At 51.2% G+C, this 20,286-nt stretch carries 21 protein-coding genes; 12 read left to right on the top strand and 9 right to left on the bottom strand.

From position 1 onward, the window contains the following. Positions 1–108 precede the first annotated feature (108 nt). Positions 109–591: a putative toxin-antitoxin system toxin component, PIN family gene (locus ACO0LM_RS03845; protein WP_423034486.1), complete on the bottom strand. Its 483-nt coding sequence runs from the start codon at positions 589–591 to the stop codon at positions 109–111. Between the two features lie 21 nt (positions 592–612). On the opposite strand from ACO0LM_RS03845, the gene yaaA reads away from it, so the two are divergent. Then, complete coding sequence (gene yaaA / locus ACO0LM_RS03840) at positions 613–1,401, top strand: peroxide stress protein YaaA (RefSeq protein WP_423034484.1); 789 nt, start codon at positions 613–615, stop codon at positions 1,399–1,401. Between the two features lie 199 nt (positions 1,402–1,600). On the opposite strand, the gene ACO0LM_RS03835 is transcribed toward yaaA, so the two are convergent. Further along, complete coding sequence (locus ACO0LM_RS03835; protein WP_422986852.1) at positions 1,601–2,404, bottom strand: outer membrane protein assembly factor BamD; 804 nt, start codon at positions 2,402–2,404, stop codon at positions 1,601–1,603. Positions 2,405–2,447: 43 nt separating this feature from the next. Here ACO0LM_RS03835 and ACO0LM_RS03830 point away from each other — a divergent pair, with 43 nt between their 5' ends. Both ACO0LM_RS03830 and pgeF read left to right on the top strand, forming a co-directional pair. Continuing rightward, positions 2,448–3,488, top strand: coding sequence for an RluA family pseudouridine synthase (locus tag ACO0LM_RS03830; RefSeq protein ID WP_423034482.1), 1,041 nt, complete (start codon positions 2,448–2,450; stop codon positions 3,486–3,488). Next, positions 3,485–4,300 carry a peptidoglycan editing factor PgeF gene (gene pgeF / locus ACO0LM_RS03825; protein WP_423034480.1) on the top strand — a complete coding sequence of 272 codons (816 nt, stop codon included), beginning with the start codon at positions 3,485–3,487 and terminating at the stop codon, positions 4,298–4,300. The genes ACO0LM_RS03830 and pgeF overlap by 4 nt, the downstream gene beginning before the upstream one ends. A gap of 21 nt (positions 4,301–4,321) precedes the next feature. Here the strand turns inward: pgeF and ACO0LM_RS03820 are convergent, their stop codons facing one another. Further along, positions 4,322–4,564, bottom strand: a complete 243-nt coding sequence (locus tag ACO0LM_RS03820; RefSeq protein WP_423034478.1) for a hypothetical protein — start codon at positions 4,562–4,564, stop codon at positions 4,322–4,324. A 135-nt stretch (positions 4,565–4,699) separates the two neighbouring features. Between ACO0LM_RS03820 and phaC the strand changes: the two genes are divergently transcribed. The 5 genes from phaC (at position 4,700) to ACO0LM_RS03795 (ending at position 10,077) form a co-directional block, all read left to right on the top strand. After that, positions 4,700–6,424 carry a class I poly(R)-hydroxyalkanoic acid synthase gene (phaC, locus tag ACO0LM_RS03815; RefSeq protein ID WP_423034476.1) on the top strand — a complete coding sequence of 575 codons (1,725 nt, stop codon included), beginning with the start codon at positions 4,700–4,702 and terminating at the stop codon, positions 6,422–6,424. 45 nt (positions 6,425–6,469) lie between these two features. Then, a complete protein-coding gene (locus tag ACO0LM_RS03810) occupies positions 6,470–7,210 on the top strand; it encodes a 3-ketoacyl-ACP reductase (RefSeq protein ID WP_423034474.1) in 741 nt (246 codons plus the stop codon). Between the two features lie 314 nt (positions 7,211–7,524). Beyond that, a complete protein-coding gene (gene phaR / locus ACO0LM_RS03805) occupies positions 7,525–8,082 on the top strand; it encodes a polyhydroxyalkanoate synthesis repressor PhaR (RefSeq protein ID WP_422986840.1) in 558 nt (185 codons plus the stop codon). Positions 8,083–8,224: 142 nt separating this feature from the next. Next, complete coding sequence (gene rimO, locus ACO0LM_RS03800; RefSeq protein ID WP_423034472.1) at positions 8,225–9,607, top strand: 30S ribosomal protein S12 methylthiotransferase RimO; 1,383 nt, start codon at positions 8,225–8,227, stop codon at positions 9,605–9,607. Then, positions 9,607–10,077: a hypothetical protein gene (locus tag ACO0LM_RS03795; RefSeq protein WP_423034470.1), complete on the top strand. Its 471-nt coding sequence runs from the start codon at positions 9,607–9,609 to the stop codon at positions 10,075–10,077. The genes rimO and ACO0LM_RS03795 overlap by 1 nt, the downstream gene beginning before the upstream one ends. A 42-nt stretch (positions 10,078–10,119) precedes the next feature. On the opposite strand, the gene ACO0LM_RS03790 is transcribed toward ACO0LM_RS03795, so the two are convergent. Then, entirely contained in the window at positions 10,120–10,959 is an 840-nt protein-coding gene (locus ACO0LM_RS03790) for a carbon-nitrogen hydrolase family protein (protein ID WP_423034649.1), read from the bottom strand. A 107-nt stretch (positions 10,960–11,066) separates the two neighbouring features. Between ACO0LM_RS03790 and ACO0LM_RS03785 the strand changes: the two genes are divergently transcribed. Next, the gene (locus ACO0LM_RS03785; RefSeq protein ID WP_423034468.1) at positions 11,067–12,248 is read left to right on the top strand and encodes a cystathionine beta-lyase; all 1,182 of its coding nucleotides are present in this window, start codon (positions 11,067–11,069) and stop codon (positions 12,246–12,248) included. 98 nt (positions 12,249–12,346) lie between these two features. Here the strand turns inward: ACO0LM_RS03785 and ACO0LM_RS03780 are convergent, their stop codons facing one another. The 5 genes from ACO0LM_RS03780 to ACO0LM_RS03760 form a co-directional block, all read right to left on the bottom strand. After that, entirely contained in the window at positions 12,347–12,592 is a 246-nt protein-coding gene (locus tag ACO0LM_RS03780) for a hypothetical protein (RefSeq protein WP_423034466.1), read from the bottom strand. A 200-nt stretch (positions 12,593–12,792) separates the two neighbouring features. After that, a complete protein-coding gene (acnA, locus tag ACO0LM_RS03775; RefSeq protein ID WP_423034464.1) occupies positions 12,793–15,528 on the bottom strand; it encodes an aconitate hydratase AcnA in 2,736 nt (911 codons plus the stop codon). A gap of 70 nt (positions 15,529–15,598) precedes the next feature. Continuing rightward, positions 15,599–16,078 carry a hypothetical protein gene (locus ACO0LM_RS03770; protein WP_423034462.1) on the bottom strand — a complete coding sequence of 160 codons (480 nt, stop codon included), beginning with the start codon at positions 16,076–16,078 and terminating at the stop codon, positions 15,599–15,601. A 10-nt stretch (positions 16,079–16,088) separates the two neighbouring features. After that, positions 16,089–17,060 (bottom strand): HpcH/HpaI aldolase/citrate lyase family protein, encoded by a 972-nt coding sequence (locus ACO0LM_RS03765; protein WP_423034460.1) that lies wholly within the window; start codon positions 17,058–17,060, stop codon positions 16,089–16,091. Between the two features lie 64 nt (positions 17,061–17,124). Then, complete coding sequence (locus ACO0LM_RS03760; protein ID WP_422986821.1) at positions 17,125–18,114, bottom strand: malate dehydrogenase; 990 nt, start codon at positions 18,112–18,114, stop codon at positions 17,125–17,127. A gap of 356 nt (positions 18,115–18,470) precedes the next feature. Here ACO0LM_RS03760 and ACO0LM_RS03755 point away from each other — a divergent pair, with 356 nt between their 5' ends. The 3 genes from ACO0LM_RS03755 (at position 18,471) to sdhD (ending at position 20,284) form a co-directional block, all read left to right on the top strand. Continuing rightward, the gene (locus tag ACO0LM_RS03755) at positions 18,471–19,274 is read left to right on the top strand and encodes a GntR family transcriptional regulator (protein WP_422986819.1); all 804 of its coding nucleotides are present in this window, start codon (positions 18,471–18,473) and stop codon (positions 19,272–19,274) included. Between the two features lie 231 nt (positions 19,275–19,505). Next, entirely contained in the window at positions 19,506–19,916 is a 411-nt protein-coding gene (sdhC, locus tag ACO0LM_RS03750; RefSeq protein WP_423034458.1) for a succinate dehydrogenase, cytochrome b556 subunit, read from the top strand. Beyond that, entirely contained in the window at positions 19,916–20,284 is a 369-nt protein-coding gene (gene sdhD, locus ACO0LM_RS03745; RefSeq protein ID WP_423034456.1) for a succinate dehydrogenase, hydrophobic membrane anchor protein, read from the top strand. The genes sdhC and sdhD overlap by 1 nt, the downstream gene beginning before the upstream one ends. The last annotated feature ends 2 nt before the right edge of the window (positions 20,285–20,286 follow it).

Genomic DNA, 20,286 nt, shown 5'->3' with positions numbered 1-20,286 from the left:
TGATGAATGCAATTCAGATCTTGTTTTCATGCTCTGGCGATGCTTCTTTCATCATTCCATCATAGTAGCAGGAGATTACCGAAGGATAACCCAGAGTAACAAAATTTGTCATGCTTTTGTTCCATGCGATGCAGTTTTGTCACATTCTTTTACGTAGCCAAGTAAAAATTGTTCTGGCGTTTGAATCTGGAACATGCCGGCGGTTTTCATTTTTCTTGCCAGCTTCAACAAAGCCTTGTCCTTGGTGATCAATACTTGCGCTTGTGCATCGCGCGCAATTTCCAGAAATTTCTGATCGTCCTTGTCACTGCAGACTGGCAATTTATACGTCGATGGCTCTGCCGGTATGACGCACAGTATGTATGCATCAAACCAGCCGGTAATCTGCTCCAACTGTTCTGGTATGACCGGCAGGTGAGGGTATTTGAGTACGGCCAGCCATTCGTCCCGGCAATCATTTCTGGTGACGGCCTGTATCTGGCCATTTTGCAAGGCAGACAGCAAAACCGACCAGCGCGGGTCTTTGAAGACAAACAGATCGAGACAGACATTGGTGTCAATGACGACGCGCTTAGGTATGATGTGGGTCATTTTGGAATTTGAAATTTATTTATGCTCATTGTAATATCGCCAGCCAAAAGCCTGGATTTTGACACCAGGGTGAAAACCAGAACTTCCAGCACCCCGCATTTTCTGGATGAGGCTGAAGAATTGATTGCGGTCGCCTCGCGTTATTCTCCCGCGCAACTGACTGAGCTGATGGACATCTCCCCAACATTGGCCGAACTCAACGTTGACCGGTTTGCCGCCTGGCAGCGTGATCCGGTGGCCGGTCAGGGCAAGCAGGCCGTTTTTGCTTTCAATGGAGATGTCTACGAAGGTCTGGATGTGCACAGCCTGACTGCAAGCCATGTCAAATATCTGCAAAATCGTCTGTATATTTTGTCCGGGCTATATGGAGCATTGCGTCCTTTGGATGTTTTGCAAGCCTATCGACTGGAAATGGGAACGTCTCTGGCAAACCGGCATGGCAAGAACCTGTATGCATTTTGGGGTGATAAAGTCAGTCTGTTGCTGCATGAGGCAATGCGACAGCAAAAATCCAAAACCTTGCTGAATCTGGCCTCTGACGAGTATTTCAAGGTGGTCAGACCCGCCGTGCTGGGCGTCAATATCATTTCACCGGTGTTTCAGGACTGGAAAAATGGCCAGTATAAAATTATTTCCTTTTACGCCAAGCGCGCCCGTGGCCTGATGGCCCGTTATTGTGCGCAGCATGGCCTGCGACGCGTCCAGGATATCAAAGCCTTCAATGGAGAAGGCTATGCCTACTGCGAAGAAGCGTCGACTGGCAACAATTGGGTATTTCGTCGCAAAATGGCTGATCAGGACGGGAAATAAAATAGCCCCTACAGCCCAAAGGGGCTGTCAGAGGCAACCTGTGCACGATCTTACTGCGCGAGCGTGATCGGGGCTCATGTGCTGCTCAAAATGCTCATGGTCTTAAGTACATTCCGCTTTTTGCGCTGCTCTTCTCCCCGCTGACGCTCGCTCGCTACAGATCGTACACAGGTTCTTGCCAGCTTATGCTTCGGTCAATTTACCAGAACTTCCACCAGGCATCGCGACCACGGCCTTTGCCTGTCACAAAGTCACTGTTCGGGAAATTTTGCGTAAATACGCGATTGGCATCATTGCGCAAATCCGCCAGGCCCATGGCATCGTATGAGCGAACCAGGATGAACATGGCTTCTTCAATCGCCGGTGCGTCAGGATATTCCTTGATGGCTGACTGGGCGCGGTTGGCTGCCGCCAGATAAGCGCCACGACGCAGGTAATAACGCGCTACGTGGACATCGTACTGGGCCAGGGCATTGACCAGATATTTCATACGCAAGATGGCATCAGGCGTATATTTGCTGTCTGGGAACTGAATAGCCAACTGCTTGAAAGCGTCGAAAGAGTCGCGTGAAGCCTTCGGGTCACGTTCAGTAATGTCCTGATTGGCCAGGAAATTGAACAAACCGACCTGATCATTGAAGTTGATCACGCCACGCAAGTAGTACATGTAGTCAACATGACTATGATTCGGGTGGAGTTTGATAAAACGTTCCACGGCGGCCAGGGCCTGTGCCTGGTCACCCTGTTTATAGTAAGCATAGGCTGTTTCGATCTGAGCCTGTTGTGCATAAGTACCAAAAGGGAAGCGCGATTCCAGTTTTTCAAAGTACTGAATTGCCTTTTCGTAACCCCCGCTGGACATTTCGTCTTTTGCTTCAGCGTATAATTTTGATGCTGACCAGGTTCTGGTCTCATCGCCTTTTTCTCCAAACACCCCGCAGCCGCTTAAACTTAAGGACGCGGCCATAGCCAGAACAAGCAATTTCAAAGATTTAATGTGCATAAATTTGTGCGTGAGCATGAAAACAATTTACGGATTATAGCCGATGGCAAAAAATGTGAAACCAACTACTACAGTGATTTTGTCAGATTCCGACCTGGAGACTGAATTTGAAGAGCTGAACGATACCACCGAAGTGGACGAAGATTTTTCGCCAGCAGTCGAAAATATAGAATTAAAGCTCACATCGGACGCTTGTGGTGAGCGTTTGGACAAGACTTTGTCCAAACTGGTTCCCCAATATTCCCGCAGCCGCATCTCGCAATGGATAGAAAATGGCTTTGTCAGCGTCGATGGCAAGCCCGGACGCGGAAAAATGACCATGCTGGGGGATGAGCGCATCGTCATCCAGCCCCAGGCAGCACCGGATGAAGGTGCGTATGCGCCTGAAGATATTCCTTTAAACGTTGTTTTTGAAGACGAACACGTGCTGGTGATCAATAAACCGGCAGGCATGGTGGTGCATCCGGCTGCGGGCAACTGGTCCGGCACCTTGCTGAATGGCTTGCTGTATCGCTGGCCAGCCTTGCTGGGCGTGCCTCGTGCCGGTATTGTTCACCGGCTGGACAAGGATACCTCTGGCTTGATGGTGGTTGCCAAAACCCTGGTCGCCCATACCGAACTGGTCAGGCAGTTGCAAGACCGTACCGTCAAACGTGAATACAATGCGCTGGTATGGGGAACCCCGAATCTGTCTGGCACCGTGGACGCGCCTATGGCCCGGCATCCGCGTGACCGTATCAAAATGGCAGTTTCTCAAAGCATCATTGCCAAACCCGCAGTCACGCATTTCCAGCGTGTTGCTGCTGGCATGCTGGAAAAATTCCCGGTCAGTCTGGTTGCCTGCCAACTGGAAACTGGCCGTACCCATCAGATTCGCGTGCATATGCAATCCCTGGGTTTCCCTCTGGTGGGTGATACCTTGTACGGCAAGCAGCATCTGGCACGGTTTTTCCCGCGCCAGGCCTTGCAGGCCAGAAAACTGGGTTTGACCCATCCCAAAACCGGCAAGCATGTCGAATGGGAAGTCAGTCTGGCAGATGATTTTTCTGACCTGTTAAAACAGGCCGGCATCCAACTTACATGAGCGCTGATACAGGTAGAAGGACGCAAAAGTTGCCATTTCCGGTGTTATTGCCAGACTGGCAGGGCGCGCCTGCCCACGTGCGCGCCATGACCACTCTGCGTCAGGGCGGTGGCAGCCGCGGTGCGTATGGCGATGCGGATGGCAATTCCGGATTGAACCTCGGTGATCATGTTGGTGACGATTTGATGGACGTCAAACAGAATCGGGATAAATTAAACCGGCAATTACCATCTGATGTCATATTCCTATCACAAGTACATGGCAATATTGCTGTTGACGCCGCCAGTTTGCGTAATAAGCAGCACGGTGCCGTCAGTGCCGATGCCGTGTTTTCCTCGCAGGCAGGCTTGGTGTGTGCAGTATTGACGGCGGATTGTTTGCCTGTGCTGTTGACCGACATGGATGGCACCGTGGTGGCGGCGGCTCATGCCGGCTGGCGTGGGCTGGCAACGGGTGTCTTGCAAAATACCGTGCGCAGTATGCGTGAAGCCGGGGCCGGGGAGTTGCTTGCCTGGCTGGGGCCGGCCATAGGCCCTGCCGAATTTGAAGTGGGTAGCGATGTGTTGCAGGCTTTTTTGCCGCAAGTGGATGATATTGGTCTTTATTTCCGGGCCAAAGTGGCAGTGAACGGCCAGGATAAATATCTGGCTGATATTTATGGATTGGCAAGAAAATTGCTAGGTGATGTGGGCGTGACACGCATCAGTGGCGGCGAGCATTGCACGCTGCGCGAAAAGCAACAGTTTTATTCTTACCGGCGCGATGGCATCTGTGGTCGCATGGCCAGCATGATCTGGATCGAACGTCTTTGATTGTGCTTTTTTTGATCGGGATTAATCGGGCATATTTTGCAGGCTGATGTCTTGGTTGTCGGTGTTTGCAGCACTTTGTTTTTGCAGTGCAGCTTGTTTTTCCAGTCGCTCACGCTTGCGTTGTGGTGTGCGCATCAGGTATAAAACTATTGTTAAAGGAAAAACGCAGTAGAACAGAAAAGTCATGATGCCGGTGAACACGGAGTGCTCAGTGATGGACATCATGAGAACGACGTAGATCCAGGCGATGGCAACGATATACATACTAACCTTAATGCAAAAATAGGGGATGGCCGGGCAAGCAACCATGGGTAGGGATTTATCCCGGAACACTCACCGCAGGCAAAACGGAAAGCTTAAAATTATTTCGAAACGATACGCGAAAAACAGGAGGCACGCATGAAGACTTTCGATCCTCAAGCTATGTACTCCGAGTGGATGTCACAGCTAGTGAATCAAAAAAATTGGCAGGACTGGATGTTACCTGCCTCGCCCTTGAATCAAATGCAAATGCCCTCTGGGGACATGCTCAAGGAACTGGGTGCGCTGATCGAACCGGCCACCATGACTCGCCTGCAACGTGAGTACATGCAAGAGCTGGCCCAGTTATGGCAAGACTTTTCCCTGTCCAAATTACCCGACCTGAAGGACAGGCGTTTTGCCGCACCGGACTGGCATAACCATGCCATGCATTCTTATAGTGCAGCGTCTTATCTGTTGAATGCACGGTTTTTAATGGCATTGGCAGAGGCTGTACAGGCTCCCGCCAAGACAAAACAAAAAATCGGTTTTGCGGTGCAGCAAATGATCGATGCCATGTCACCCGCCAATTTCCTGGTGACCAATCCCGAAGCCCAAAGCAAGCTGATCGAGAGCAAAGGCGAAAGCCTGGCCAAAGGCATCAGCCAGATGCTGGCGGACATGCAAAAAGGCAGGATTTCACAGACTGACGAATCCGCCTTTGAAGTCGGCAAGAATGTGGCCACGTCGGCAGGCAACGTGGTGTTTGAAAACAAGTTATTCCAACTCATACAGTACCAGCCGGCCACCAAGACCGTGCATCAGCGCCCCTTGCTGATGGTGCCGCCCTGCATCAATAAATTCTATATCCTCGATCTGCAGCCAGAAAATTCCGTCGTCCATTATGCGGTTGAGCAAGGGCATACCGTGTTCCTGGTGTCATGGGCCAATCCGGATGAAAGCATGGCAGATGTCACCTGGGATGATTACATCGAAGACGGTGCCATCAAGGCCATCAGCGTGGTACAGGAAATCAGCAAGCAGGACAAAATCAATGCATTTGGTTTTTGCGTTGGCGGCACCATCATTTCTACCGCCTTGTCCGTCCTTGCTGACAGGGGCCAGCATCCCGCTGCCAGCCTGACCTTGCTGACGACACTGCTGGATTTCTCGCAGACGGGCGTGCTGGACGTGTTTATCGATGAAATGCAGGTCAAGATGCGTGAGCAGACCATAGGGCAGGGTGGACTGTTGCCAGGCCGCGACCTGGCCAGCACCTTTTCTGCCCTGCGCGCGAACGATCTGGTCTGGAATTATGTGCAGTCGAATTATCTCAAGGGCGAGGCACCACCTCCCTTTGATCTCTTGTACTGGAATGCGGACAGCACCAATTTGCCAGGCCCGATGTTTTGCTGGTATCTGCGCAATACGTATCTGGAAAACAAACTCAGGCAGCCTGGCGCACTGACCGTGGCCGGGAGCAAGGTGGATCTGGGTAAAATTGATGCCCCATGCTTTATCTATGGCTCACGCGACGACCATATCGTCCCCTGGCAGGCGGCCTACGCATCAACCAGCCTGTTGAACCCGCGTCACAAGAGCAAGAATCGATTTTTGCTGGGAGCCTCAGGACATATTGCCGGTGTGGTCAACCCTCCGGCGAAAAAGAAAAGAAATTACTGGACCAATACCCAGACGGGTTTGGATGCCGATAAATGGTTTGCCGATGCGACCGAACATCCGGGTAGCTGGTGGCCAGAATGGGCTGATTTCCTTAAAGAGCATGGTGGAAAAATGGTCAAGGCGCCAGCCAAACCTGGCAGCCCGGACTTCCCGGCGATAGAAGTGGCACCGGGACGTTATGTCAAAGTAAGAGCAGATTGATCGTTTTTGTTATAATTAATATAAAATTTTAATCAGGAGAACAATATGTCAAAACGTGTAGCGTATGTAACTGGTGGTATGGGTGGTATCGGCACTCCAATTTGCCGTCGTCTGTGCAGAGACGGCTATATCGTGGTGGCCGGTTGCGGCCCGAATTCTGCCCGTAAAGACAAATGGCTGGCGGATATGCGCGCCGAAGGCCTGGATATTCATGCGTCGGAAGGTAATGTATCTGACTGGGAATCCACCAGGGCTGCTTTCGAAAAAGTCAGGGCAGAAATCGGTGAAGTTGACGTGCTGGTCAACAATGCCGGTATTACCCGCGACGGTCAGTTCCGCAAGATGAGTAAAGGAGATTGGGATGCGGTCATGGATACCAATCTGAATTCCCTGTTCAATGTCACCAAACAAGTCATTGATGGCATGGTAGACCGTGGTTGGGGCCGTATTATCAATATTTCCTCTGTCAATGGTCAAAAGGGCCAGTTTGGTCAAACCAATTATTCGACTGCCAAGGCCGGTATCCATGGTTTCAGTATGGCCCTGGCGCAAGAAGTTGCCACCAAGGGTGTCACCGTCAATACCGTGTCACCAGGCTATGTCGGTACCGACATGGTCAAGGCCATACGTCCTGATGTACTGGAAAAGATCGTTGCCGGTATTCCCGTCAAACGTCTGGCTGAGCCTGAAGAAATCGCTTCCATCGTTGCCTGGATCGCTTCGGATGAAGGTGGTTATGCCACTGGTTCTGACTTCTCCATCAATGGCGGCTTGCATATGGGCTAATGCCCAATAATCTTTAATGTGGGAATTATTTAGAGTAAACAGTTTTAAATAGGCTTTTTAGTTCTCTTATTGCTGTCTTTCTGCCGCAGTGCGGTAAAATATGCCCATCAGGTCGCAAGATTTCGATGGGCATGTCTTTTGCAAGTCGCAATTTAAAAGATGCAATAATAAAGGGGACAAACATGGTTTCGGATAGTGGCTACCCAGTAGCCACCACCAGTCTGAAGTCTTGTTTGCGTGAATTAGTCTGCGCCACGCTTGTGAGAAAGCTTTCATGATGTGGCTGGATATCGAAGTGATTAACTGAGATTTCAATGAATAGCGCAAAAAAATCAACACAGCATCTGATCAAAAAATACCCGAATCGCCGTCTGTACGACACCCAGACCAGTAGCTACATCACACTGGTCGACGTGAAGCAGTTCGTACTCGAAAACGACGATTTCGCAGTGGTCGATGCCAAATCCGGCGAGGATTTGACACGCAGCATTTTGTTGCAGATCATTCTGGAAGAAGAAGCTGGCGGAAGCCCGATGTTCTCCAGTGTTGTCCTGTCGCAGATCATCCGTTATTACGGACATGCCATGCAGGGTATGATGGGCAATTATCTGGAAAAAAACGTCCAGGCCTTTATCGATATCCAGAACAAGCTGGCAGAAAACTCAAAAGGCATTTACGAAGGCAAGCCCTTCAGCCCCGAAATGTGGACACAGTTCATGAATGTGCAGGGTCCGATGATGCAGGGCATGATGGGCAACTACATAGAACAGAGCAAGAATCTGTTTGTGCAAATGCAAGAGCAGATGCAAAGCCAGGCCAAAAATATGTTCAATGTCTTCCCGTTTAATCCGGAAGATGTGAATAAAAAGTAAATTATATAGATAGACGATCTTACTTAAGCCCCTGATTTATCAGGAAAATTGCCATTCATACGGCAAGGTGAGATGGCAAAGGGTACAATAGCGGATTCGCTTTTGTACCCTTTTTGCTATTTTTTGCTATTAAGTATCCGTTATGTCTATCATTGAAATCCGTCGTCAAGAACCTGCCAACGCACCCAAGGTTGGGTTTGTCTCTCTCGGTTGTCCGAAAGCCCTGGTTGACTCCGAACAGATCCTCACCCAACTGCGTGCCGAAGGGTATGACACCGCCAAATCCTATGACGGTGCTGACCTGGTCATTGTCAATACTTGCGGTTTTATTGATGCTGCCGTGCAGGAATCGCTGGACGCGATAGGTGAGGCGCTGGCTGAAAACGGCAGGGTCATCGTGACCGGTTGCCTGGGTGCCAAGAAGGGGGCTGATGGCAAGGACATGATACAGTCCATCCACCCTAAAGTACTGGAAGTGACTGGCCCGCATGCAGTGGGTGAAGTCATGGCCGCTGTGCACAAGCATTTGCCAAAACCCCATGAGCCCTTCTTTGATCTGGTGCCGGCCCAGGGTGTCAAGCTGACACCAAAACATTTTGCCTACCTGAAAATATCCGAAGGCTGTAACCATCGCTGCAGTTTTTGCATCATCCCATCCATGCGCGGCGACCTGGTATCGCGCCCGATTGCCGATGTCATGCTGGAAGCAGAAAACCTGTTCAAAGCCGGCGTCAAGGAATTGCTGGTGATTTCCCAGGACACCAGCGCCTATGGGGTGGATATCAAGTTCCGCACGGGCTTCTGGAATGGCAAGCCTGTCAAAACCCATATGACGCAACTGGTCGAAGCCCTGGGTGAACTGGCCAAACAATATGACGCCTGGGTGCGTCTGCACTATGTGTATCCGTACCCGCATGTCGATCAGATTATCCCTTTCATGAACAATGGCCATGTACTGCCGTATCTGGACGTGCCTTTGCAGCATGCCCACCCGGATGTGTTGAAGCGCATGAAGCGCCCGGCCAGTGGCGAGAAAAATATTGAACGCATCAAAGCCTGGCGTGCGATGTGCCCGGACATCACCATACGCTCGACCTTCATCGCCGGTTTCCCTGGCGAGACCGAAGAAGAATTCGAATACCTGCTGGATTTCTTGAAAGAAGCAGAGATTGACCGTCTGGGCTGTTTTGCCTATTCGCCGGTCGAAGGCGCGACAGCGAATGAAATTGAGAATCAATTGCCGGATGAAGTGCGCGAAGATCGCCGCCGCCGCGTCATGGAATTGCAAGAAGGCATATCCAAAAAACGCCTGCAGGCCAAAGTCGGTAAAACCATGCGTGTATTGATTGATTCCCTGGATCGCAGTGGCGGCGTTGGCCGCAGTTCTGCCGATGCACCTGAAATTGATGGTGTGGTCTACGTCAAGCCACCGTTTGAGCCACATCGCAAACTGAAGGTTGGTGAATTTGTCGATGTCACCATTACCGCCGCCGATGCCCATGACCTGTGGGGCGAGGCAGTTTGATGCGCGTCATGCCGGTGTTGAAAGTGTTGCTGCTGATGGTATTGATGAGTAGTTTGGGTTTGCCAGTGCAAGCTCAGCCATTTGCGCCTATGTCTAACCCGCAGTTTGCCAAACCGGTGGAATTGCGCGGCAAGCTGGGCGACGACAAGGTGACGATGCATATACAGCCAAAGCCCGAAGACAGGGATAGCGTCGAAGGTAACTATGTCGTCGCAGGTGGCAAGCGCAATCATGGCAAGAAGATTTTACTTGCTGGTGAAATCAGCGGCAATAAACTCAGCATGGAAGAATCCGAAGATGGTACGGACGTGTCTGGTCAGTGGGATGGTGAACTGAAAGACAATGTCATACGCGGTATCTGGCAATCGGACGATGGCAAAGTCAGCAAGGATTTTGTGCTGGAACTGGTCCCGCCTGCAAAAGCCAGAAAAAATAAAACGGCACAGCCACAAGGCAAGCCAGTCAAGTAAATCACCGGGCCCGGGCCATTACCATGGCCTGATTGCCCCGCTTTATCCAACGTCAAAAACCACTACACCCTCAACCCCTTGCGTCACGCGGGCGACTATCTCGCCTTGCGGGTTGACGATGCATGTGCAGCCGTGGCTAAGCTTGTCACCCGATACACCAACAATGTCAGAAGAAACGACCCAGCAAGCTGTTTCGATGGCTCTCTGGCGTAGATTCTCTACACTCTTGTGCCGCCATTTGTCAGCAGTGGCGACAGCAAGCATATTATTAAGCGGGTAGCAGATCAGGCGAGCAGCTTGTGTGCTGAGCCGTTTTGCGCAATCAGGGAAATTCGCATCAAAGCAGATATTGATGCCAAATAAAAAACCTGATTTCTGAAAAACAGGCATGTCGCGGCCTGGTAAAAATGCCTGTTCTTGCGGGTGATTTTTGGCGTAGATGCCGCGCAGCTTGCCTTTGCCGATAAGTGCAGCAGAGTTATAGTAACCGTCTATGCCTTGCTCGACAAAACCAATAATCAAATCGGTGGAAAAAGGGGATAACTTCGTCAGTATGTCATTGAACGAAGGGCTGTCAACAGCGATGGCCCGACGCGCAATGATTTGCTGATCGCTGGTGTATCCCTGCAAATAACATTCAGGAAATACAGCCAGTTCCACACCCTGATTGTCACACCAGGCCAAATCGTCCTGCAGGCGAGCCAGGGTGCCGGCGATGTCATCAAATAAGGGGCGGCGCTGGAATGTGGCTACACGGATTTTTTGCATAAGGGTATCGGATCCGTCTTCGTTTAAAAAATGCACTGACACATGCATTGTGCTGATGAGGTCAGCGGTGTTGCTAATCGTCTTGTCATGGACGCAGCTCAAACTGTAACCCATCCAGGTACAGGCCAGTGCAGCCTGGTGAAATCCTGAAGCGCAAAGTCCCGGTTCTGCGTTAACATAGCCCTTCATCTGTGGATATCTTAATCAAAGAAAAAGTGGCCATGTCGGAAAATTCAAATTCTCAACGCGGATTCAATACCCGCGTCATTCATAGCGATTACGAAGCACCAGACGGTTTTGGGGCTCTCCCTGTCGCGATACATCATGCTTCCACCGTATTGTTTACGGATGTGGCGTCCATGCGTTCCCGAAGCTGGCAAGACAAATCTGCTTATACCTATGGCCTGCACGGCACACCAACCAGCTTCACGCTGGAAGCCAGGCTGGCCGAGATAGAGCAGGGCAAGCATTGCCTGCTGACACCGAGCGGGCTGGCCGCCATCACGCTGGTGAATATGGCTTTTCTGGCGAGTGGTGATCATGTGCTGATCCCGGACAATGTGTATAGCCCGAATCGCGAACTGGCAGACTGGCTGTCGCGCAGTTTTGGTGTCCATGTCAGTTATTACGACCCCCTGATCGGGGCGGGCATTGCTGCGCTGATTCGTGATAACACCAAATTGATCTGGGCCGAGGCTCCTGGCTCGGTTTCCATGGAAGTGCCGGACGTGCCGGCGATATGTGCCGCCGCCCACGCACGTGGGGTGTTGGTGGCGCTGGACAATACCTGGTCTGGCGGGATTGCCTTTCCGGCGTTTGAACATGGCATCGATATCATCATGCAGGCGCTGACCAAATACCAGAGTGGTGGTTCGGACGTTTTGATGGGGGCAGTGATTACCCGTGACGGGGCATTGAATATCCGTTTGCAGACAGCGCATATGCGCCTGGGCTTTGGTGTCGGCATGGATGATGTTTACCTGGTGTTGCGCAATCTGCCAACGCTGCAATTGCGTTTCCAGGCGCATGACCAAAGTGCACGCCAGGTCGCTGCATGGTTAAAGACGCGGCCAGAAATCAGTACGGTATTGCATCCGGCATTGCCAGGCTGTCCGGGTCATGAAATCTGGCAGCGCGACTTTACTGGTGCCGGTGGCTTGTTCTCGGTTTTATTTGATGAGAAATACACAGAGCAACAGACCGATGGTTTTGTCGATAGCCTGAAGCTGTTCAAGATCGGTTTTAGCTGGGGTGGGGCGCATAGCTTGTGCGTGCCTTATCGCATTGAACAAATGCGTCAGCACTGGCCGCACAAAGGTATCTTGGTGCGCTTCAATATAGGGTTGGAAGACAGCGCAGATTTGATTACCGATATCGAACAGGCATTGGCGCAAATGACGTGAGTTGGATTGGACTGTGTTGATATTGAGTAGAGATGCAGGTGCAAGTGCAAGAATGGGCAGACTGCAAACGGTCGGCCCATGCACATAGCATAGCGAAATTATTTGCTGGCGCTGCTGGCTGTCGCGTCAGATGCGGGTGCTGGTGTAGCGGTAGCTGAAGCCGCGACAGGTGCCACTGGTGCCACAGGCGTTTCTGGCCCGGATGCACTGGCCGAAGCTGAGTGAACTTCAGTAGGATTATGGCCGGCTGCTTCGCCTTGCATATCCACTTTGTCGCCTGCCTTGAAAATCAGGAGCAGGGCAGCGGCTGCAAAAATAATAAAGCCGACGAGAATTTTCCACATGTTTGTCTCCAGAATTGTACTTATAAGATGCGACAAGCTTAGATGTCCTTGCTTACATCATTCTTGCATTGCCACAGCACAAAAGAAAGAAAGGTGAATTTCAAAAGAAATTCACCTTTCTTATTTAATCCCCGTGACGGGGATTAATGTACAGCGCATGGGTATTGCTTATGTTTGCTGATTTTTGCTTCTTTTGTTAATTACGCAGCCAGCAATTGACGCAATACGAATGGCAGGATGCCGCCATGTTTGTAGTAGTCAACTTCGATAGGCGTATCGATGCGCAACAGGACTTTGACTTCCTGTTTATCGCCATTGGCACGGTGGATGACCAGAGTCACTTCTTGCTGTGGCTTGATTTCATCTTCTATGCCTTTCAGGTCGTACGATTCAGTACCTGTGATGCCCAGGCTGTCAACACTGTCAGTACCCAGGAATTGCAGCGGCAATACGCCCATGCCAACCAGGTTGGAGCGGTGGATACGTTCAAAAGAACGGGCGATGACTGCTTTCACGCCCAGCAATTGTGTGCCTTTTGCTGCCCAGTCACGGGAAGAGCCTGTGCCGTATTCTTCGCCACCGAAAATCATGGTCGGTACGCCGTCTGCAATGTATTTCATCGCTGCATCGTAAATTGCCATCGGTTCGCCGGTTGGCTGAAACAGGGTTTCGCCGCCTTCAACGCGGGAGCCATCTTCCTTCGCCGGGATCATCAGGTTTTTGATACGCACGTTGGCAAATGTGCCGCGCATCATGATTTCATGGTTGCCACGACGTGAGCCGTAGGAATTGAAATCAGCCTTCAAAACGCCGTTTTCTTTCAGCCATTTACCTGCAGGGCTGGATTCCTTGATCGAGCCAGCTGGTGAGATGTGATCGGTCGTGATGGAATCACCAAACACGCCCAATGCGCGCGCACCAGTGATGCCGGTTGCCGCTGCTTTTGGTTCCATCGTGAAATCAGCAAAGAAGGGTGGCTCAGCGATGTAGGTGGAAGTAGGCCAGTTGTAGACTTCGCCTTCAGCGACGCCCTGGATGTTTTCCCACAGTTTGCCTGGTGCACCTTTGACGTCTGCATAGTTTTCCTTGAAGGTCTTGGAATTCATCGCATACTTCATCAGCTTGTTGATTTCAGCACTGGTAGGCCAGATGTCACCCAGGAAAATATCCTTGCCTTTAACGCGGCCAACTGGCTCTGTCATCAGGTCTCTGGTCATGTTGCCAGCGATGGCGTAAGCCACCACCAACGGCGGAGATGCCAGGAAGTTGGAGCGGATATTCGGGTGAATCCGTGCTTCAAAGTTGCGGTTGCCAGACAGGATGGCAGAAGCCACGATGTCGTTGGCAACAATCGCTTCATTCATCGCTGGTGTCAGATCACCGGCATTGCCGATACAGGTTGTACAGCCATAAGCGGTGACGCCGAAGCCGAGTTTTTCCAGGTAAGGCAGCAAGCCTGCCGCTTCCAGGTATTTGGTGACGACGCGCGAGCCAGGAGCCAGCGAAGTCTTGATATGTGGCGCCACTTTCAAGCCAGCTTCTACCGCTTTCTTGGCCAGCAAGCCAGCTGCCAGCAAGACGCTAGGATTGGATGTATTGGTGCAGGAAGTAATTGCAGCGATCAGGACATCGCCGTTTTTGACTTTGACGCCATCGCTATTGGTGTAGACCGCATCCAGATCTTCGGCTTTTTTGTTGAAGCCGTTTTCAGATGTTGGTTTGGCAAACAGGTCGGCGAAAGTGGATTTGACGTGACCGATTTCAATGCGATCCTGTGGGCGTTTCGGGCCAGCCAGGGAAGGTGCAACGGTGGACAGATCCAGCGAGATTTCGGTGGTGTAGTCGATGTCGCCAGCGTTAGGGATGCCGAACATTTTCTGGGCTTTGAAATAGCCTTCGAATGCATCGATTTCTGCCTTGGTGCGGCCTGTGCCTTTGAAGTAATCTATCGTTGCTTCATCAACCGGGAAGAAACCCATGGTGGCGCCGTATTCTGGTGCCATGTTGGCGATGGTGGCGCGGTCTGTCAGCGACAGGGAACGTGTGCCTTCGCCGAAGAATTCAACAAACTTGCCAACTACCTTGGCTTTACGCAGCAATTCTGTGATGGTCAGTACCAGATCCGTTGCAGTACAACCTTCGCGCAATGCGCCAGTCAGGTTGACGCCGACCACGTCCGGTGTCAGGAAGTAGACAGGCTGGCCCAGCATGCCGGCTTCCGCTTCGATACCACCCACGCCCCAGCCGACTACGCCGATACCGTTGATCATGGTGGTGTGGGAATCAGTACCTACCAGTGTGTCCGGATAGTACACGTCGTTTTTCTTGGCATCTTTGATTTTGTGTACACCGCGTGCCAGGTATTCCAGGTTAACCTGGTGAACGATACCAAAGCCAGGAGGAACCACGCCAAAAGTATCAAATGCCTGCATACCCCATTTCATGAACTGGTAACGCTCGTTATTGCGTTGGAATTCCAGTTTCATGTTCAGGTCCAGCGCTTTCTTTTCGCGGAAATGATCGATCTGTACAGAGTGATCAACCACCAGATCAACCGGCACCAAAGGTTCGATGTTCTTAGGGTTTTTACCTTGCTTGGCGGCGACGTTACGCATGGCAGCCAGGTCGGCCAGCAAAGGGACGCCCGTGAAATCTTGCAGGACAACGCGGGAAACGACGAAAGGAATTTCATCGGTGCGGGTGGCGGTTGCGCTCCAGTTGGCCAATTGCTTTACATGTTCATCAGTAACTTTTTTGCCGTCGCAGTTACGCAATACCGATTCCAGAACCACGCGGATGGAAACGGGCAGACGGGAGATTTTTACACCGAGATTTTTTTCCAGTGCGGGCAAAGAAAAGAACTTGCCTTTCTTGGTGTCTGAAATTTTGAAATCTTTCAGGGTTTTGAATGCATCTTTGTACGCATTTTGGCTCATGGCTGTTCCTTATTTACAAAAATCAACGATCAGAAAATTTACTTGCTACTACTTTTTTATTTGATGAATATTATTTTAGAAGTACCGGTGTCGCTTTGGTGTTATCCACTTCTGCCAGGGCAGGTGTTGCGGTCTTGCATTCATTGGCCAGTTGCTGACCCTTGAGTGAATCGAGTAACAGGCCTTTTGCCGGAATACCTATCCAGATCAAACCTGATTTGCGGTTTTCAAAACGCACGGCACCGGTCGTCGTGTCCACCTTGGACAAGCGGTACAAACGTTTTTTCCAGCGCATGGCAACGTGGTCAGTATCTTCAGGGTTGATGTACATCGTCAATGAATTACCCAGTTCACATTTGTATTCGAAACTGCTGTGCTGTTGTATGTCCGGTTCTGGCTCATCGCTTTCTTTGCTGGCCGCAGCGGCAGCTGGTTTCGCTGTTTTGGCACCGACCTTGGTTTTGCTATGTGGTGCTTCCACTGCGTGGACGTTGGCAGTGAGCATTGCGCATGCGGCAAATGCCAGGCTGATAAAAGAAAGTAATTTCATGAGGGTCTCCCTAGAGTAATTCTCGTGCTGCTTCTGGTAATACAACTTGCCCAAACTGGGCCTTTTTTAAAACTGTCCAATAGTAGCGGTAACTGGCGCGGTCGTGTAGCTGTCCTTGCCACTGTATTGGTCCCCATTGATGCGCTTTGGCTGATGACAGGATGGATACGGCTTCATCGATTTCCTGGTTGGGGGGCGTCAGCGCGCCAACTATGGCCTTAATCTGGTCCGGATGTATGCTCCACATGCGGGTATAGCCGCATTCCTGGGCGGCACGGCGCGCATCATTGGCGACCACGTCCTTGTCCCGGATTTCTGTGGTCACATTATGCGAGGGGATTTTTCCATGATGATGACAGGCGGCAGCTATTTCCAGCTTGGCGCGTAGTACCAGTGGATGCTCAAACTGTCCGGGCGAGCGCATGGCTGTGGCTGGAATGGCACCGTAATGGGCGGATACAAAGTCCATCAGGCCAAATGACAGGCACTGCACCTGGGGCAGGGCAGCAATGTCCCTTACTTCAGCCAGGGCGCCATGTGTTTCTATTAATACATGGACAGGTATCAGGCTGCCATCTGCCTTCTGCGCGTGGCGATTGATACGGCTGAGGGCAGACTGCACCTCGGCCACACTCTCCACTTTCGGCAAAACCACATAGGCCAGTTTGGTGGCGGCAGTGGGCAGGATAATGGATAAGTCCTGCTCAAAGGCAGGATGATGCAGGTCGTGCACGCGCACGCCTATGCGTTGAAACAGATTTTCTGTGCCCGACACTAAAGACGCGACCAGCACGGCATGGGCTTTTTCATTGCCGGCGGCTGCGCCGTCTTCACAGTCAAGCGTGATATCGAAAACGGGGCCAAGTTCCTGCTGTAAGGCGATGGACTTGCGCATGAGCTTTTCAGAGCCGGCATAGTGATCGCAGACCGGTAAAAACACCGGTGGTAACTGATCCTGAAAAAGCACAGAGGAGGGATGCATCTTGAATATGGCGTCTTGATTGAGGCAGTCTGCGGCGAGTGGCCGCAGACTGTCTCAGACTTGATTAACCTACCAGGTGTTTCACGCCATCACGCTCTTCTTGCAACTCTTTGAGAGTGATGTTGATGCGTTCGCGGGAGAATTCGTCGATTTCCAGACCTTGAACGATCTTGTATTCGCCGTTTTCTGTGGTGACAGGGAAGCCGAACATGGTGCCTTCAGGGATGCCATAAGAGCCATCGGAAGCGATGCCCATGGTAGTCCATTTGCCGTTTGTGCCCAGAATCCAGTCACGTACGTGGTCAATCGCTGCATTTGCTGCGGATGCTGCAGAAGACAGACCGCGTGCTTCGATGATGGCAGCGCCGCGTTTGCCAACGGTAGGCAGGAACACATCCTTGTTCCAGACTTGATCGTTGATCAGGTCTTTGACGGATGCGCCATCTACTGTCGCGAAGCGATAGTCAGCGTACATGGTTGGGGAATGATTACCCCAGACGCACAGTTTTTCAACTGCAGCAACCGGTTTGCCAACTTTGGCAGCAACCTGGGACAACGCACGGTTGTGATCCAGGCGCAGCATGGCTGTAAAGTTTTTAGCTGGCAGGGAAGGTGCCGATTTCATTGCAATGTAAGCATTGGTGTTGGCTGGATTGCCGACCACCAGGACTTTAACGTTGCGGGAAGCAACGGCGTCCAGTGCCTTACCTTGTACCGTGAAAATCTGTGCGTTGGCTTCCAGCAGATCTTTGCGTTCCATGCCTGGGCCGCGTGGACGTGCGCCAACCAGCAGGGCGACGTCGATGTCCTTGAATGCTGTCAGTGGATCGCTGTGAGCAGACATGCCGGCCAGCAACGGGAAAGCGCAGTCATCGATTTCCATCATGACGCCTTTCAGCGCTTTTTGTGCTTTTTCGTCAGGGATTTCTAACAATTGCAGTATCACTGGCTGGTCTTTGCCCAGCATGTCGCCATTGGCGATACGGAATAGAAGGGAATAGCCGATTTGGCCTGCGGCGCCGGTAACAGCTACGCGCATAGGGGATTTCGCCATGATGCATCTCCGAAGTGGTGTAAAAACGAATTTCAAACAAATGCCTTGCCCGCAGGACGTGTGAATGTTGCGGGCACTGTGTAAAACGCTTAATGATACCGTTGAAAACCATGCCAGTCAGCCAAAATCAGCGCTGAAGCCGTTTTTCTTCCTTTACATTAAAGACGTTCGAACTATATTGCACTGGTGTGGCAGCAGTGCTGACTACTGCTGTGGGCAGGCTGCCAATTATATTCCCCGAGAGTTTAGGTGCTGTGCGCTGAAGTGTCAATGAATATCTTATGTCTTATATAAGACATATTACTTGACACTTTGTTCTGGACGGGATGGGTGGTTTCGTGGTGAAATTGCAGTCTATGAACTCAATCATTCCTATCGCAAGTAATCAGCCTGTCAGTCCAGCTACGCCTGGTACAGGTGCTGCTGCTTCGTCCTTGAGTGCTTCGCCTACATTCAGCCCATTATATCAACAGATAAAAGCCCTGATCACCCAGAGCCTGCAATCGGGTGAGTGGAAGCCGGGCGAGCTAATTCCCAGTGAAATGGAATTGGCCAGCCGCTTCAAGGTCAGCCAGGGTACGGTGCGCAAGGCGATTGATGAGTTGTCGGCAGAAAACCTGGTGGTGCGCCGGCAGGGCAAGGGAACCTTTGTGGCGACCCATCACGAGGCGCGCTCGCAGTTTCGTTTCTTGCGGCTGGCGCCGGACGAAGGTGTGCCGCATTACCCCGAAAATAAAATTGTTGAAGTCAAGCGCATGCGTGCACCAGCCGAGGTGGCGCGTCTGCTGGATATCAAATCCGGGGATTCCGTTGTTTTCATCCGCCGTGTGCAGTCTTTTTCTGGCGTGCCTACCATTCTGGATGATTTGTGGTTGCCTGGTTCCATCTTCAAAGGACTGACCGCCGAACGCCTGAATGAATACAAGGGGCCGATGTATGGCCTGTTTGAAACCGAATTCGGCACCCACATGATCCGCGCCTCGGAGCAGATTCGTGCTGTCTGCGCAGATGAGCAAGTCGCTCCCTTGCTGAATGTTGAGGTCGGCATGCCTTTGCTCAATGTGGAGCGGGTTTCTTTCACGTATGGTGATAAGCCGGTTGAGTTGCGTCGTGGTTTGTACCTGACAGTTAATCATCACTACCGAAATGAATTGAGCTAGTGCAGCACTACACCAGTACCGGCTGTTATTGCCACGTTGCTGGCAGCATCAATGGCTGCATTTCAAGTGGGATTGCCTGGTTTCGCGTTGATCCGTGCTCAGCGAGAGTGTTGGGTTTGGGTTTAAGATAGCGATATTTTGTAAATTGGACTGATTTTTGTTGGTGCAATGCACCAAAATGAGCGAAAATTGCAAGGTTTATGTACAGACTAGTTAATGGGGAGATTATTTATGTCTGAAGTAGTAAAAACCAGACCGCGCTTTGGTGTAATGCGCCTGATAGATGCGACTGGCTACAGGCTGCCACTGGCGGGCTTTGTTTCCATCTTGCATCGTGGCAGTGGAATGTTGATGTTCTTGTTGTTGCCTTTCATTTTGTATTTGCTCGATAAAAGTCTCACTTCAGAAACGACGTTCGCTGAATTGCAGGGTTTTATTGCACCTAATGTTTTTGTCAAGTTGGTCATCCTTGCCCTGGTCTGGGCGTACTTGCATCATTTCTGTGCGGGTATTCGTCATTTGTTCATGGATCTTCACTTTGGTCTGAATAAGGAATCTGCACGCAAGTCGGCGGTCAGTGTTCTGGTGATCAGCCTGGTGTTGGCTGCTTTGACAGGCCTGAAATTGTTTGGAGTATTTTGATGGCAAATAACAATATTGGTCCAAAGCGCCTGGTCGTAGGTGCAAGCTATGGCTTGCGCGACTGGTTGGCGCAACGTGTCACGGCAATCGTGATGGCTTTGTATACAGTGATTTTGCTTGGTCTGTTTTTGACTGGCAAAAATTTCAGTTACGAAGCGTGGGCTGGCATATTCGCCATGCAATGGTTCAAGCTGGCGACATTCTCTGTCATCGTTTGCCTGTTGTATCACGCCTGGGTAGGTATGCGTGATGTCTGGATGGATTATGTGACACACAGCGTCTTTGTGCGTCTGGTATTTCAGGTTGCCACTATTCTGTGGCTGATTGCTTGTGCTGGCTATGCTGCACAGATTTTGTGGAGAGTATAAAA

The organism is Undibacterium sp. Di26W, from assembly GCF_049340265.1.
Classification (GTDB): Bacteria; Pseudomonadota; Gammaproteobacteria; order Burkholderiales; family Burkholderiaceae_D; genus Undibacterium.
This window is presented reverse-complemented; position numbering and strand designations above follow the sequence as displayed.